Origin of the sequence: Micromonospora sp. NPDC049049, assembly GCF_040649115.1 — a bacterium.
GTDB lineage: Bacteria > Actinomycetota > Actinomycetes > Mycobacteriales > Micromonosporaceae > Micromonospora.
Genome location: NZ_JBEZEX010000015.1, coordinates 98,187 through 113,363, shown reverse-complemented (window position 1 = coordinate 113,363; position 15,177 = coordinate 98,187). Strand labels below are relative to the sequence as shown.

The 15,177-nt window shown below is 71.2% G+C and carries 11 protein-coding genes; 7 read left to right on the top strand and 4 right to left on the bottom strand.

Going from position 1 to position 15,177, the window contains the following annotated elements:
* The first annotated feature begins 4 nt into the window (after window positions 1-4).
* From AB0B68_RS17425 to AB0B68_RS17400, 6 genes are all read left to right on the top strand, one after another.
* Window positions 5-895: an ABC transporter permease gene (locus tag AB0B68_RS17425; RefSeq protein ID WP_357261027.1), complete on the top strand. Its 891-nt coding sequence runs from the start codon at window positions 5-7 to the stop codon at window positions 893-895.
* On the top strand, window positions 895-2,538 hold the full coding sequence (locus tag AB0B68_RS17420) for an ABC transporter ATP-binding protein (RefSeq protein ID WP_357198741.1): 1,644 nt from the start codon (window positions 895-897) through the stop codon (window positions 2,536-2,538). The genes AB0B68_RS17425 and AB0B68_RS17420 overlap by 1 nt, the downstream gene beginning before the upstream one ends.
* Complete coding sequence (locus AB0B68_RS17415) at window positions 2,535-3,740, top strand: LLM class flavin-dependent oxidoreductase (protein WP_357261024.1); 1,206 nt, start codon at window positions 2,535-2,537, stop codon at window positions 3,738-3,740. Before AB0B68_RS17420 ends, AB0B68_RS17415 begins: the two co-directional genes overlap by 4 nt.
* 15 nt (window positions 3,741-3,755) lie before the next feature.
* A complete protein-coding gene (locus AB0B68_RS17410; protein WP_357198735.1) occupies window positions 3,756-5,111 on the top strand; it encodes an NtaA/DmoA family FMN-dependent monooxygenase in 1,356 nt (451 codons plus the stop codon).
* A gap of 80 nt (window positions 5,112-5,191) precedes the next feature.
* A complete protein-coding gene (locus tag AB0B68_RS17405) occupies window positions 5,192-6,256 on the top strand; it encodes an LLM class flavin-dependent oxidoreductase (protein WP_357261021.1) in 1,065 nt (354 codons plus the stop codon).
* Window positions 6,257-6,273: 17 nt separating this feature from the next.
* Window positions 6,274-7,398, top strand: a complete 1,125-nt coding sequence (locus AB0B68_RS17400) for an LLM class flavin-dependent oxidoreductase (RefSeq protein ID WP_357261018.1) — start codon at window positions 6,274-6,276, stop codon at window positions 7,396-7,398.
* A gap of 12 nt (window positions 7,399-7,410) precedes the next feature.
* Here AB0B68_RS17400 and AB0B68_RS17395 read toward each other — a convergent pair whose 3' ends face one another.
* The 4 genes from AB0B68_RS17395 to AB0B68_RS17380 all read right to left on the bottom strand — a co-directional run bounded on the left by AB0B68_RS17395 (window position 7,411) and on the right by AB0B68_RS17380 (window position 12,600).
* On the bottom strand, window positions 7,411-8,529 hold the full coding sequence (locus AB0B68_RS17395; protein ID WP_357198726.1) for a sulfite oxidase: 1,119 nt from the start codon (window positions 8,527-8,529) through the stop codon (window positions 7,411-7,413).
* Window positions 8,530-8,641: 112 nt separating this feature from the next.
* Window positions 8,642-9,298: a response regulator transcription factor gene (locus tag AB0B68_RS17390; protein ID WP_357261015.1), complete on the bottom strand. Its 657-nt coding sequence runs from the start codon at window positions 9,296-9,298 to the stop codon at window positions 8,642-8,644.
* Window positions 9,295-10,590: a histidine kinase gene (locus AB0B68_RS17385; RefSeq protein ID WP_357261012.1), complete on the bottom strand. Its 1,296-nt coding sequence runs from the start codon at window positions 10,588-10,590 to the stop codon at window positions 9,295-9,297. Before AB0B68_RS17385 ends, AB0B68_RS17390 begins: the two co-directional genes overlap by 4 nt.
* A gap of 42 nt (window positions 10,591-10,632) precedes the next feature.
* Window positions 10,633-12,600 (bottom strand): serine hydrolase domain-containing protein, encoded by a 1,968-nt coding sequence (locus AB0B68_RS17380; RefSeq protein ID WP_357261009.1) that lies wholly within the window; start codon window positions 12,598-12,600, stop codon window positions 10,633-10,635.
* Window positions 12,601-12,961: 361 nt separating this feature from the next.
* Between AB0B68_RS17380 and AB0B68_RS17375 the strand changes: the two genes are divergently transcribed.
* The gene (locus AB0B68_RS17375; protein WP_357261006.1) at window positions 12,962-15,043 is read left to right on the top strand and encodes a PQQ-dependent sugar dehydrogenase; all 2,082 of its coding nucleotides are present in this window, start codon (window positions 12,962-12,964) and stop codon (window positions 15,041-15,043) included.
* The last annotated feature ends 134 nt before the right edge of the window (window positions 15,044-15,177 follow it).

Here is a 15,177-nt window from a genome sequence, read left to right as displayed (position 1 = left end):
CCCGATGACAGTCACAATGGGCCCCCCGCTCACCGACGCCCCGGCACTGACCCTCACCGACCCGGCCGATCGGGCCGTACGCCGACGGTCCCGGCCGCGACCCGGCCCGCTCGCCGCCGGGGCGTACCTCATCCTGCTGGTCGTCGCCGCGGCCTGGCCGACGGCACTCGCGCCCGGTGATCCGCTCGCGGCCGACCCGCTCGCGGTACTCCGTCCGCCCGATGCGGCGCACTGGTTCGGCACCGACCACCTCGGCCGCGACGTCCTGACCCGGGTGGTGCACGGCGCCGGTCACTCGCTGACCATCGGCGTCGCCGCCACCGCGATCGCGGTGACCGGGGGCGTCCTGCTCGGCCTGCTCGCGGGCCTCACGCACCGGGTCGCCGACGAGGCGCTGAGCCGCACGTTCGACGCACTCTCGGCGTTTCCCATGTTGCTGCTCGCCCTGCTGTTCATCGCCATCGCCGGAACCGGCACCGGCAGCCTGATCGTCGCCATCGGCATCGCCACCCTGCCGCACCACGCCCGGGTGGTCCGTGGTCAGACACTTGTCGTCCGCCGCTCCGGTTATGTCGAACAGGCTGTCACTTTCGGGCAGTCCCGGCCCCGGCTCGTGTTTCGACACGTGCTCCCTAACGTGGTGGGCCCGGTCCCGGTGCTCGCGGTCATCGGGCTCGGTGAGGCCATCCTGGCCGCCGCCGGTCTCAGCTTTCTCGGCATGGGTCCGCAGCCGCCGTCGCCGGAGTGGGGCGCGATGCTCTCCGAGGGACGCAACTACCTCCAGGTGGCCTGGTGGATCAGCATCCTGCCCGGCCTGGCGGTCACCGCCACGGTGGTGTCGCTGACCGTTGTCGGCCGCCGCTGGCAGGCCCGCTTCGACGGGCGGCAACGCTGATGTCCGCCCTTGTCACAGTCGAGGACCTGCGCGTCGACTTCGACACCCCGACCGGCCCGGTGGCCGCGGTACGCGGCGTCAGCTTCACCGTCGAGCGTGGCGAGTGCGTGGCCGTCGTCGGAGAGTCCGGCTCCGGCAAGAGCGTCACCGCCCGTACGCTGGTCGGCCTCGCTGGCCCGGGCGCGCGGGTCCGCGCCGGCCGACTCGAACTGGCCGGCCAGGATGTGCGAGGCCACCGGCCACGGGACTGGCGACGTGTCCGCGGCCGCCTTGCCGGTCTGGTCCTGCAGGACGCGCTGGTCTCCCTCGACCCGCTGCGCACGGTGGGCGCCGAGATCGGCGAGGTGCTCAGCACACACGAGATCGTCAGCCGCCGGGAACGGGCCGGCCGGGTCACCCACCTGCTCGACCAGGTCCACCTGCCGGAGCCCGAGCGCCGGGCCCGGCAGTACCCGCACCAGCTCTCCGGTGGGCTGCGGCAGCGGGCGCTGATCGCCTCGGCGATCGCGGGCGAACCGGCGCTGCTGATCGCCGACGAGCCGACCACCGCGCTGGACGTCACAGTGCAGGCGCAGATTCTCCGTCTGCTCGCCGAGCGACGCGCTGCCGGCGTGAGTCTCCTGCTGATCAGCCACGATCTGGCAGTCGTCGCCCAGATCGCCGACCGGGTCCTGGTGCTGCGCGATGGCCGGATCGTCGAGCAGGGCCCCACCGACCGGCTACTGCGGGCGCCGGAACACCCGTACACCCGGCAGTTGCTGGCCGCGGTGCCCTCCGCGACGTCGCGAGGCCGCCGGCTCGCCGGGGCGTCACCGGCCGGGGGCGCACGGACGGCGCTGCCCGCCCGGCCCGAGGTCCGCGCCGACGACACAGTGCTCGACGCGGACAGCCTGACCAAGAGGTACGGCGAGCACACCGTCGTGCGGGACGTGTCCTTCACCATCGCCCGAGGCGAGACGCTCGGTCTGGTGGGCGAATCCGGCTCCGGCAAGAGCACAGTGGCCCGGATCGTCGCCGGTCTGCTCGACGCCGACGCGGGGACCGTCACCTTCGAGCAGACGCCGTGGGCCGGCGTGCCGGAACGGGCCCGCCACCCACTGCGGCGCACGTTACAGCTGATCTCGCAGGACCCGCTGAGCTCCTTCGACCCTCGCTACAGCGTCGGGCGGGTCGTCGCGGAGAACGTCGGCCCCGATGTCGGTCGGGCGGACCGCCGCGATCACGTCATCGACCTGCTGCGGCGCGTGGGTCTCAGCCCGGACCTGCTCGACCGGCACCCCCGGCAGCTCTCCGGCGGGCAGCGGCAGCGCGTCGCCATCGCCCGCGCCATCGCTCCCCGACCCAGCCTCATCATCTGCGACGAACCGGTCTCCGCCCTCGACGTCTCCGTGCAGGCCCAGGTCCTCGACCTGCTGGCCGAGCTGCGCGCCACAGACGGCACCGCACTGCTCTTCATCTCCCACGACCTGGGCGTCGTGCACCACCTCAGTGACCGGGTGCTGGTGATGCACGAGGGCGCGGTGGTCGAGCAGGGACCGGTCGGCGACGTCTTCACCTACCCCCGACACGACTACACGCGGTCCCTGCTGAACGCGCTGCCCACGCTGGTCACCGCCGGCCGACCGGAGGAGAGACACCAATGATCGACACGAGCCTGCATGTGGCCGTGGCCCTCGACGGCCTCGGCTGGCACCCTGCCGCCTGGCGGCTCTCGCACGCCGACGCGACAGCGCCCCTCACCGCCCGCTACTGGAACGCCCTCGTCGGCGAGGCCGAACACGCCGCACTGGACCTGCTCACCATCGAGGACAGCCTCGACCTCCAGTCGTCCCGGCCCGACGGCCCGGACGACCGCGTCGACGAGGTACGCGGACGCCTCGACGCGGTGCAGATCGCGGCCCGTGTCGCCCCGCTGACCCGGCACATCGGTCTGATCCCGACCACCAGCACCACCCACACCGAGCCGTTCCACCTCTCCACGGCGATAGCCACCCTCGACCACATCAGCGGCGGGCGGGCCGGTTGGCGGCCCCGGGTCTCCGCGCGCAGGGCCGAGGCCAGGCACTTCGGTCGCCGCGACATACCGGCACTGGACCTGGCCCGCCTCGACGAACCGGAAGCCGTGCAGCTCGTCGGTGACCTCTTCGCCGAGGCGGGCGACGCGGTGGAGGCGGTCCGCCGGCTCTGGGACAGCTGGCAGGACGACGCCGTGATCCGGGATCTGCCGACCGGCCGTTTCGTCGACCGGGAGCGGCTGCACTACGTCGACTTCACCGGCCGGTGGTTCTCCGTCAAGGGCCCCTCCATCGTGCCCCGGTCGCCGCAGGGTCAACCGGTCGTCGCCGCGCTAGCGCACTCGTCGGTGCCGTACGCGTTCGCCGCCCGGCACGCGGACATCGTCTTCGTCACCCCGACAGACCCCGGCCACGCCGCCGCGATCGTGGCCGAGGTACGGGCGGCCGAGGAGACCGTCGGCCGAGTGGATCCGCCGCTGCGCGTCCTCGCCGACCTGGTCGTGTTCCTCGACGAGACATCGACATTGGCCCGGCACCGTCGTACCCGCCTCGACGAGCTGCACGGCGACGAGTTCACGTCCGACGCGACAATCTTCACCGGTACCCCGGGGGAGTTGGCCGACCTGCTCACCGAGTGGCACCGCGCCGGAGTGGACGGTTTCCGGCTGCGTCCCGCCGTGCTCCCGGACGACCTGACCGCGATCACCCGGGCACTGGTGCCCGCGCTGCGCGACCGCGGGCTGTTCCGTGCCGGCTACCCCGGCGGGACGCTGCGCGACCTGCTCGGCCTTCCCAGACCGGCGAGCCGCTACGCCGCCGCGACCGCCTGAGCATTGGAGACCGTCATGCCCAAGCAGATCATCCTGGCCGCGCACTTTCCCGGCGTGAACAACACCACCGTGTGGAGTGACCCTGCCTCCGGCAGCCAGATCGACTTCTCGTCCTTCGTCCACCTGGCCCGCACCGCCGAGCGCGGCAAGTTCGACTTCTTCTTCCTCGCGGAGGGGCTGCGGCTGCGGGAGCAGCGGGGGCGCATCCACGACCTGGATGTGGTCGGACGCCCGGACACCCTGACCGTGCTCGCCGCCCTCGCGGCGGTCACCACCCACCTGGGCCTGGCCGGCACCCTCAACACCACCTTCCGGGAGCCGTACGAGCTGGCCCGGCAGTTGGCCAGCCTCGACCATCTTTCCGGCGGGCGGGCCGCCTGGAACGTCGTCACCACCTCCGACGCGTTCACCGGGGAGAACTTCCGCCGGGGCGGCTACCTCGACCGCACGCTGCGCTACGAGCGGGCCGCCGAGTTCGTGCGTACCGCCCGGAAGTTGTGGGAGTCGTGGCCGGCGGAGGCGATCGTGGGCGACCGGAACGGCGGCCGGTACGTCGCCGAGGCCGCGCCCGGCGCCTTCGCCCACGACGGCGACCAGTTCGACATTTCCGGGCACTTCACGGTGCCCCGCAGTCCTCAGGTGCACCCGGTGATCCTCCAGGCCGGCGACTCTCCCGACGGTCGCGAGTTCGCCGCGTCCAGCGCCGACGCGATCTTCTCCCGGCACGGCACCCTGGAGGACGGCCGGGAGTTCTACCGGGACGTGAAGTCGCGGCTCGCCTTCTACGGCCGTCAACCCGACGACCTGAAGGTGATCCCTGGTGTCACGTTCGTGCTCGGCGACACCGACGCCGAGGCGCAGGAACGCGCGCATCACATCCGCCGGCAGCAGGTCAGCCCGCAGACCGCCATCCTGCTATTGGAACAGCTCTGGAACCGGGACCTGTCCGGGTACGACCCGGACGGCCCCCTGCCCGCCGAGGACCCCGACGTCTCCGGCGACGCGATCAGCCGGGGCCGGGCCGGCATGTACTCCGACCCGGTCGGCACCGCCCGGCGGTGGCGGGCCCTGGCCGAGGAGAAGGGGCTCGGCATCCGCGACCTGATCATCGAGGTCACCGGCCGGCAGTCGTTCGTCGGCACCCCACGGCAGGTCGCCGACCGGATGAACCACTTCGTGCAGTCGGACGCCGCTGACGGTTTCATCCTGGTGCCGCACCTGACCCCGGGTGGCCTCGACGACTTCGTCGACCGGGTCGTCCCGCTGCTTCAGGAGCGCGGCGTCTTCCGCACCGAGTACGAGGGCACCACCCTGCGAGACCATCTCGGGCTCCGCCCCGCCCGCGCGGTCAACCAGGTCGGTGTGGTGTGACCCCGCCGCTCACCGCCTGCCAGCGACGCCGACCCGACCCACCTGCCTGACCCTGCCTCCCCGAAAGTGACGGTACCGGCGTGAAGTTCCTGTTGATAACGCTCATCACCCACCTGCCCGACCCGGTCACCGGTCAGCACAGGAGCACCACCGAGCGGTTTCGGGAGGTGGTCGACACGGCCGTCCTCGCCGAGGAACTCGGGTTCGACGGGTACGGCGTCGGTGAACGGCACGAGCGCCCGTTCATCTCGTCGTCGCCGCCGGTGGTGCTGAGTCACATCGCGGCCCGTACCTCCACCATCCGCCTGTTCACTGCGGTCACCACGCTCAGCCTGCTCGACCCCGTCCGCGCCTACGAGGACTACGCCACCCTCGACCACCTCTCCGGCGGCCGACTCGAGTTGATCATCGGTAAGGGAAACGGTACGGCGCAGGCGCAGCTGTTCCACGTCACCGCAGACGACCAGTGGGACCGCAACCGGGAGGGCTACGAGCTGTTCCGCAGGCTCTGGCGTGAGGAGAAGGTCACCTGGTCCGGGACGTACCGGCCGTCGCTGTCCGACGCCGAGACCTGGCCGCGCCCGCTCCAACAGCCCATCAGGGTCTGGCACGGCAGCGCCACCAGCAGAGACTCCGTCGACCTCGCCGCACGGTACGGCGACCCGATCTTTTCCGCGAACGTCACCAACCCGATCGAGCCGTACGCCGAACTCATTCGCCACTACCGGGAACGGTGGGTGCACTACGGGCACGACCCAGCCGACGCCCTCGTCGGCGCCGGTACCGCCGGCTTCCACGTGGCGCGCACCTCGCAGGAGGCGATCGAGCGGTACCGGCCGATCTTCGACGCCCGGGTGGCCGCGTTCCGGCGACTCGGCGTGCCACCGGTCTTCGGCACCCTGGAGGACGCCATCGACCGCAGCTCGATCCTGGTCGGCAGCCCGCAGCAGCTCGTCGACAAGGTGCTGCGCTATCACGAACAGTTCGGCCACGAGGTCATCCACCTCCAGGCCGACCATGACGGGCTGACCGACAAGCAGCACCGCGAGAGCCTGGAGCTGTTCCAGGCCGAGGTGGCGCCGGTGCTGCGCCGGGAGATCCCGAGCCGTCCCTTCCCGACGGTGACCGTACCCTCCACGACCTGACCAGAACGGGGACCACAATGCCCTCCACCCCACTGTCCATTCTCGACCTCTCGCCGGTGCCCGCCGGTGGCACCGTCACCGACGCCCTCCGCAACACCGTCGATCTGGCCCGCCGGGCAGAGCAGTCCGGCTACCACCGTTACTGGCTGGCCGAGCACCATCTCGCTGCCGGTGTCGCCAGCTCCGCTCCGGCCGTTCTCATCGGGCAGGTCGCCGCGGCCACCAGCGCGATCCGCGTCGGCTCCGGGGCCGTCCAGGTCGGCCACCGCACCGCACTGTCGGTCGTCGAGGAGTTCGGCACCCTCGCCGCGCTCTACCCGGGCCGCATCGACCTCGGACTCGGCCGCTCAGGTCAGCGGCGCGTCGAGGCCGCCCGGGAGGTCGCCGCGCCCACACCGCCAGCTGTCGATGCTCGGATCGTCGACGGGCTGCTCATCCCTCCGCCGTTCTCCTACGCCCAGGTGCTCGCCTCACCGCGCTTCGCCCTGAGCAGCGCCCTGCTGCACCAACCGGGCGCCCAGCCACCGCCCTTCGCCGAACAGGTCGCCGACGTCCTGGCCCTGCTGCGCGGCGACTACACCGACGCCGACGGTCTGGACGCGCACGCCGTGCCGGGGGAGGGCACCGATCTGCGGGTGTGGCTGCTGGGCAGCAGCGGTGGGGAGAGCGCCCAACTCGCCGGCGCACTGGGCCTGCCGTTCGCCGCCAATTACCACGTCAGCCCATCGTCAGTGCTCGACGCGGTCACCGCCTACCGTGCCGCGTTCCAGCCCTCGACCACGCTCACCGAGCCGTACGTGGTGGTCTCCGCCGACGTGGTCGTGGGCCAGACCGACGACACCGCGCGCCGGCTGGCCGCACCGTACGGCCCGTGGGTGCGCAGCATCCGCAGCGGCGAGGGTGCGATCCCGTTCCCGAGCCCTGAGCAGGCCGCCGCGCTGCCGTGGGCCGACGCCGATCGGAAGCTGGTTGCCGACCGGGTGGACACCCAGTTCGTCGGCTCGCCCACGACGGTGGCCGAGCGGCTGCGCACCCTGCGGGACGTCACCGCCGCCGATGAGTTGCTCGTCACCACGATCACCCACGCCCACACCGACCGGGTCAGCTCCTACGAGCTGCTGGCCAAGGAGTGGAACGGCTGACCCGGATGGTGTTCAGGACACCGTCACCGGGTGGCGGACGACACCGTCGAACAGGTAGCCGAGAGCGTTGGGGCGGGCCTGGTCCGGCTGGCTCGCCCCGGTGACGTCGGTGGCCCGTGCCAGCAGGGTCCACCGGCCGGGCCGCGGCGGGCGCCAGCGCGCCGTCCAGCGCTGCCAGACGCCGCCCTCGTCGTCGGGGTGGAGATCGGCGAGCTGCCAGGTCGCCCCGTCGTCGGTGCTGATGTCGACAGCGCGGATCGGGCCGTTGCCGGACCAGGACCGACCGGGTATCAGCAGTTGCCCGCCGCTCGGAACGCTGACGTTCCACGGCAGCTCGACGGCGCTCTTGACCACCGGCGTTGTCACGAGGCGACCGCCGGCAGGATGGCCGGGCCCGAACATCCGGTAGAACCGGGTGTTCCACGGCGAGGACAGGGGTGTGGCCGAGACCTCGATTGGGCCGATCCACTTGATCGAGGAGATGCCGATCCAGCCCGGGACCACCACCCGCACCGGGAAGCCGTGGTCGACCGGCAGCGTCTCCCCGTTCATCTCGTACGCCAGCAGCACGTCGTCGAGGGCTTTGGCGATCGGGATCGGGCGGCGCACCCGGCCGAGATTCTCCCCGCCGGTCACGAAGTCCGGGTCCAGGCCCTCGGGCTGCACGTCGATCGCGTCGTTGGTCAGGCCGGCGTGGCGCAGGACTGTCGACAGCCGTACGCCGCGCCAGCGCGCCGCCCCCACCGCGCCGAGACCCCACGGCACCCCGGGTGTCGGATGGGCCTGTTGCGAGGCGAAGAAGCGTCGGCCGTTGCCCGCGCACTCCAGCAGGGCCGCGGTCTCCTCGGCGGGCATGGCCCGCAGGTCGCCGTAGTCGAACTCGACCGGGTCGTCACGGGTCGGTGAGCCCCGCAGGCCGGTGCCGAACAGGCGCAGACGCCACGTCTCCACGTCCAGCAGCGGACTGCGGGTGTGGTTGCGGACGAAGAACCGGTCGGTGGGGACCGTGAAGCCCTGCCCCGCCATGGCCTCCCACCGCATCTCGGCGTTGCCGTCGCGAACGGTGAGCAGCCGTGGTGGCAGTGGCTTGACGATCGTCGCGGCATCGCGGGACGGGAGGGAAAGTGTCACCCGGATCCTCCCTACGAACGGTTTGTTGGCAAGTCCTATTGAATCAATAGGACTTGCGGCCTGGCCAGTCTGGGCCTGACCTGCGCGTGGCGAGGTCTGTGCGGAATCGCGGTCATCGGTGGACCACCCCGTTCTGGTACGCCCACACGACGGTCTGTAGCCGGTCCCGTGCGCCGATCTTCGTCATGGCGCGCCCGAGGTGCGACTTGACAGTGCTGGTCTCGATGAAGAGCCGCTCGGCGATCTCGACGTTCGACAGGCCCTGCGCGAGCAACTCCACGATCTCGGTCTCCCGCGCGGTCAGCTGGTGCGCCGCCGCCGCGTCCGAGTGAGGAGCGGGCGTACGCCTGGCGAACTCGGAGATCACCCGACGGGTGACGGCCTGGTCGACGAGCCCGTAACCGCTCGCCAGCCGACGGATCGCCTCGATCAGCTCCTCGGGCTCACAGTCCTTGAGGATGAACCCGCTGGCGCCGGACTCCAACGCGCCGAAGACGTACTCGTCGAGGTCGAAGGTCGTCACGACCAGCACCGCCGGTGGCGTCCCGCTCGCTTCGGCGACGATCTGCCGGGTCGCGGTGAGCCCGTCGCCGTGCGGCATTCGGACGTCCATGCAGATGACGTCCGGTTGCAGCCGGCGGGCCAGCTCCACGGCGGCGGACCCGTTCGACGCCTCGGCCACGACCTCGATCTCGCCGGCCTGCTCCAGGATGACGCGAAAGCCGGCGCGGACCACTGCCTGGTCGTCCACGAGCATCACTCTGATCATGCCGGGGCCTCTTCCTTCGGACGGGATGTGGCAGGACCGTTCGTCGGGAGGGTCGCGGCGACCGACCAGCCACCGGCCGCCGTCGGGCCGGCGGTGAACGTCGCCCCGATCAGCTGGGCCCGCTCACGCATGCCCACCAGGCCGACGCCACCGGTGCGTGCCGCCGGTACGCGTCGCGGCGCAGCGGGTTCGTTCACCACCTCCAGCGACACCGAGCGGGGCTCGAAGCGGAGAACCACCCGCGCCGCAGCGCCCGGGGCGTGCTGGCGTGCGTTGCTGAGCGACTCCTGCGCGATCCGGTAGAGCGCGACGTCGGCGATCGGTGGCACCTCGCGCTGCTCGCCCTGCCGGACGAACTCCACCGGGCCGGCGAGGTCGCCCGCGGTGCGGACGAGGTCGTCGAGCATGCCCAGCCCCGGCACCGGAGTGGCACCGTCGCCGCCCTCGTGCCCCGGTCTGCCGCGCAGCACACCGACGACCAGCCGCAGGTTGTCCAGGGTCTCCTTGCCCTGGCTACGGATCCAGGCCACACCGGCCTTCGCGGCCGCCGGGTCCCGGTCGATCAGCCGCTCGACCGCCGCCGCCTGCACGACCATGCCGGAGAGGTGGTGCGCGGCCACGTCGTGCAACTCCCGGGCCATCCGGGAACGCTCCGCGCCGATCGCCGCCTGGACCTTCGTGCGCTGCTCCCGGATCGCCTCGTCCGCCCGCACCCCGACCAACTCCACGTAGCGTCGGTAGGTGGCCACGTAGCCGCCGACGAAGGTCGCGCCGGCGTAGGTCAGGGCGCTCGCCGAGACGTACGCGATGGCCGTCAGCAGATCCGGGGTCACCACGACGGCCGCCCCGATCGACTCCACCACCACGACCGCGCTGACGGCCAGCAGCGCACGGCGAACCGGCAGCAACGACCCGACCGTGTACGCCGCGACGAACGGTGCGAGGCCCCGGATGGTCGCCTCCGGCAGGGAGAAGCCGATGATGGGCAGTTGAAGGCCGACGACGAGCGCGAGGCAGAGCAGCGGCCGGACCCGACGCAGGCACAGCAGCATCGCCTGCGCGCAGCAGATGGCGACGAGCAGCCAGGCCCGCGCCGGGTCGAACGACACCCCATCTTCCGGTGCCACGAACCAGAACAGCGCGGTGAGCAGTACGAACGTCAGGACGGTCAGCGCGGCGGCCAGCAGGCAGTCCCGGCGGAAGACGCCGTTCACCCCGAGCCGGGTGAGCCGTCCGTCGAGCCACTTCGTCAGTCGCGGTGTGCCGGGTTCGGTGTCGACGTGGTCCCTCATGCGGTGCGCATCCTTGCTCCGGATCGTCCCGGGTCGGGCGGGTCAGTAGGAGATGCTAGGCGCGAGCAGGTGGAACTCCACCGCGAACCAGCCCGCTCCGGCGAGAGCGACCAGGATCAGGCCGCTGCCGGTGATCCGCCGCCAGCCGACGTGGCGTCGCACGTCGTCGACGAGCCGGACGGCGGCGGGCAGCACTCCGAGCAGACCGAGCAGTTGCAGCACCTGGATGGTGCGCAGTGCGGGCCCGGGAACGTCCTGGAGGCTCATGATGCTGCCGATGGTCAGCACCCAACCGGCGAACGCGAGCAGCGTGCCGGCGACAGCGAGGCGGCTCAGGATCCGCGCGGTGCGCCCCGCCCGTTCCCGGGGAGCGCGCCCGAGCCGACGGCGGACGATCGCGCCGACCGGCCAGGACAGCACGGCGAGCAGCAGCACGACGGTGGACAGGACCAGCACCGGGACGGCCACGGCGGAGGCGCGGGCCGGCTCGACGGGTAGCAACGCGAACGCGGAGTCGAAACTGATCGCCTCGACCTGGTCGTCGGTCGCCCGCATGGCGATCGTGCGCTGCCCGCCGACCTCGCGCCAGACCCAGGGCGCCACCTCTTCGTAGAGGGCGGGAGAGTCCGACAGCGGGCCCGGGTTCACCAGCAACCGGTCGCCGTCGGCAACGCTGACAGTGGTCCGACCGACCAGGCCGATCGCCGTCAGGAAGTTGCTCCCGATCGCCCGCGAGGACTCGTAGGTGCCGGCGGCCAGCGCGGCGTGCTCGGCGGTGGTCGCCGGGTCCACGCCGGCGGTCTGCTGGGCGTCGCGGGCGGGGAAGTAGCGGTCGGCGAAGCCGTTCACCACCGAATCGCGAAGCTCGTGGCTGTCGAGGGCACCGGAGCCGTTGCTGTTGAGGGACAGGAAGATCCCGGCGCGGTCGTCGGGGTAGATCTGCAGGTGCGAGTGGAAGTACTTGGTGTCGCCGCCGTGGCCGAGGATCCGGTGGCCGTTGCGGTCCTCGGTGAAGAATCCGAGGGTCATCCGGGGCCCGTCGGCCAGCGTGCCCAACGACGTCGCGTCGAGTGCCGGTCGCTGCATCAGCTCACGGGTCGGTTGGTCCAGCAGGGGCGCGAAGCCCACCGGCTCGCCGAGCTGGGCGAGCATGAATCGCGCCATGTCCGTCGCCGGGGCGCTCAGCGCACCGGGCGGGGGCGTGCCGACAATCTCGAACGGCGCGGCAGGCCCGGCGGAGGTGTCGTACCCGTTGGACATCCGGTCGCGCAGCGCCGCCGGGAGGGGCTGCTCGAAGGTCGACGACGGCATGCCCGCGCGGTCCAGGATGTTGCGTTGGACGTACTCCTCGAAGCGCGTCCCGCTGACGCGTTCGACGATGTAGCCGGCGAGCGCGTTGCTGTAGTTGGAGTACGCCGGGACGGTGCCGGGCTGGTAGATCTGCTCCGGTGGGTCGGTCATCAGGGCCTTGCGCAGGTTGAGGTCGCTGCCGTCGGTGCCGATGAGGCCGGCGATCCGCTCCTCGAAGCCGGCGGTGTGCGTCAGCAGGTGCCGCAGGGTGACGGCCCGCTCGTGGCGGAGCGGCAGTTCGAAGTCGAGGTACGTCCTGACGTCGGTGTCGAGGTCGAGCTTCCCGTCCTGCACGAGTTGCAGCACCGCCGTGGCGGTGACGAGCTTCGACACCGATCCCATCCGGAACAGATGGCGGTCCGGGTCGACCGGTACACCGGCGCTCTCGCCGGCCCCGGTGTCGGCGTACCCGTACCCCCGGGTTGTAAGGATCTTGCCGTCGTTCACGACGGCGACAGTGGCTCCCGCGATGCCGCTACGGTCGAGTGCGGCCGGCAGCAGGCCGTCGAGCCAGGCGTTGACGTCGGTGTCGGTCAGGGCGGAACCCGCCCCGCTCGCGGCGGCCGGTGCCGCCGGAGCGTCGATGGGCGGTGCGGGGTTGTGCTGCGCCGCTCCGCAGCCAGCGGCGCTGACAGCGATGACGGCAGTGGTCAGGAGCACCGCGCCGAGTCGGACGACCGGCCGGGGTGCAGCGGGGGCGAGAAGGGATAGAGAGCGCATCGTCTGCCAGTGCCTTTCCTGGGCGAACGGGTGTCCGGAGCAGGTCCGTACGGCGTCACCCGATGCCGTGGAACAAGCCTGTTCGAGTGACCGCCCCGAGCCATCTGGCGCGAGACGGCAATGCGCTTACGACCTGAGGAGGAGGGCGGGTGCACCGATGGTGGGCAGGTTTGCCCCCGATCGAGGGACATCGTTTGACTTGTGCGACGAATGCATCTTTGATGGTCGATGTGCTTGTTCGGCGTGGTCGGGCGCTTCGTCGTCTGGGTGGGCCGGTCGATGCCCTGAGCCTGGAGGACTGATGCGAGTCGTCGCACGGAGGAACCCACTACGCCCACGACGACGGCTGTTGCCGGTGGCGATGGCGGCGGTGACGCTGCTGAGCCTGGCCGTCGGTGTGCCGGCGTCCGCCGCGGCGCCGTCGACAGTCGTGGGCGTGGCCAGCGGTCGTTGCCTGGACGTGGTCGGCAACGTCAGGACCGCCGGTGCCGGCATCAACATCTACGACTGCAATGGCCAGGCCAATCAGGCGTGGACCTTCACCTCAAGTGGTGAGCTGCGGGTCTACGACGACACGATGTGCCTGGACGTGGTCGGTCAGGACACCACCGCGCCGGCCGCGCTACAGATCAACAACTGCACCGGTGGGGCGAACCAACGCTGGCGGACCACCACCTCGGGGACGATCGTCGGCGTCCAGTCCGGTCTGTGCCTGGATGTGAACGGCGCCGGCACCGCCAACAGCACCACGGTCGGTCTCTGGACCTGCAACGGGCAGTCCAACCAACGGTGGACGACGTCCTTCGGCAGCGCCGACAGCCAGCCGCCGACGGCGCCGGGCAGCCCTCGGGTCAGCGGTCTGACCTGCAACTCGGTGACGTTCGCGTGGAACGCCTCGACGGACAACGTCGCCGTGACCTTCTACGACATCTACCACGACGGCCAGTTGATGACGTCGGTGAGCGGTACGACGCTCTCCACCAACCTGACCGTGGTGGCCGGGGCGACCTGGGGTCTGTACGTCAACGCCCGCGACGCCGCCGGCAACGTCTCGCAGGCGAGCGCCACCGTCTCGATCACACCGCCGCCCTGTCAGGCCGACAGTCAGCCGCCCACCGCGCCGCAACAGCTCACCGGCACCGCGTCGGGCACCACCGTGACGCTGCGCTGGACCGCGTCGACCGACAACATCGGGGTGCGGGCGTACGACATCTACCGGGCCGGCGCGAAGGTGGGCACTGTCACCGGCGCGCCGCCGGCGACCACGTTCACCGACAGCGGCCTGACGGCGAACACCTCCTACCAGTACTACGTGGTGGCTAGGGACGGGCAGGACAACGCCTCGTCGCGCAGCGGCACCACGACGGTGACCACCGGCGCGGCGTGCGCCAACCCGGTGTGCGGGGTGCGGCAGGTCACCACCGACACCGACATCCCGTGGGGTCTGGTGACGTTGCCCGACGGCAGCGTGCTCTACAACCGGCGCGACGCGCACGACATCATCCAGCTCAACCCGAGCACCGGGGCCAAGACCAACCTGGGCACCGTGCCGAACGTGCAGAGCACCGACGGTGAGGGTGGCCTGTTGGGTCTCGCCATCTCGGCCAGCTACTCCAGCGACCGGTGGCTCTACATCATGCACACCTCGCCGAGCGACAACCGCATCGTCCGGATCAGGCTGGAGAACGGGCGACTCAACACCGCCAGCGAGCAGGTCCTGCTCAGCGGCATCCGGCGTAACAAGTACCACGACGGTGGTCGCCTGCGGTTCGGCCCGGACGGCAAGCTGTACGCCAGCACCGGCGACGCGCAGAACGGCAACTACGCCCAGGACCGGTCCAGCCTCGAAGGCAAGATCCTGCGACTCAACCCGGACGGCACCGTCCCCTCGGACAACCCGTTCGGCAACTACGTGTGGAGCTACGGCCACCGCAACCCGCAGGGGCTGGCGTTCGACTCGCAGGGCCGGCTGTGGGAGCAGGAGTTCGGCAACTCGGTGATGGACGAGACCAACCTGATCACCAAGGGTGGAAACTACGGCTGGCCGGCCTGCGAGGGCACCAGCGGCACGTGCGGTACGGCCGGGTTCATCGCGCCGGCGCGCACGTACCCGACTGCTGAAGGGTCCTGCTCCGGCATCACGATCGTCCGCGACGCGCTCTACGTGGCCTGCGCCCGAGGCGCTCGGATGTACCGGGCGGTGATCAGCGGCAGCAGCCTGACGAACGTGCAGACGTACTTCAGTGGCACCTACGGCCGGCTGCGGACCGTGGAGCCGGCTCCGGACGGCGGGCTGTGGCTGACCACCACCAACGTCGGTGACAAGGACAGCACCCCGAACAACAGCAACGAGAAGATCCTGCACGTCACGCTCGGCAGCTAGTTTCTGCGACCGACCAGGGCCGCCTCCAGGCGGCCCTGGTCGGTCGCGGGGTCAGACCGGGTGCTTACTTCGTGGCGCGGACCTGGACCGACCTGCGCCCCGCAGCGTCCGCGAACACCTGGCCGCCGTACCCG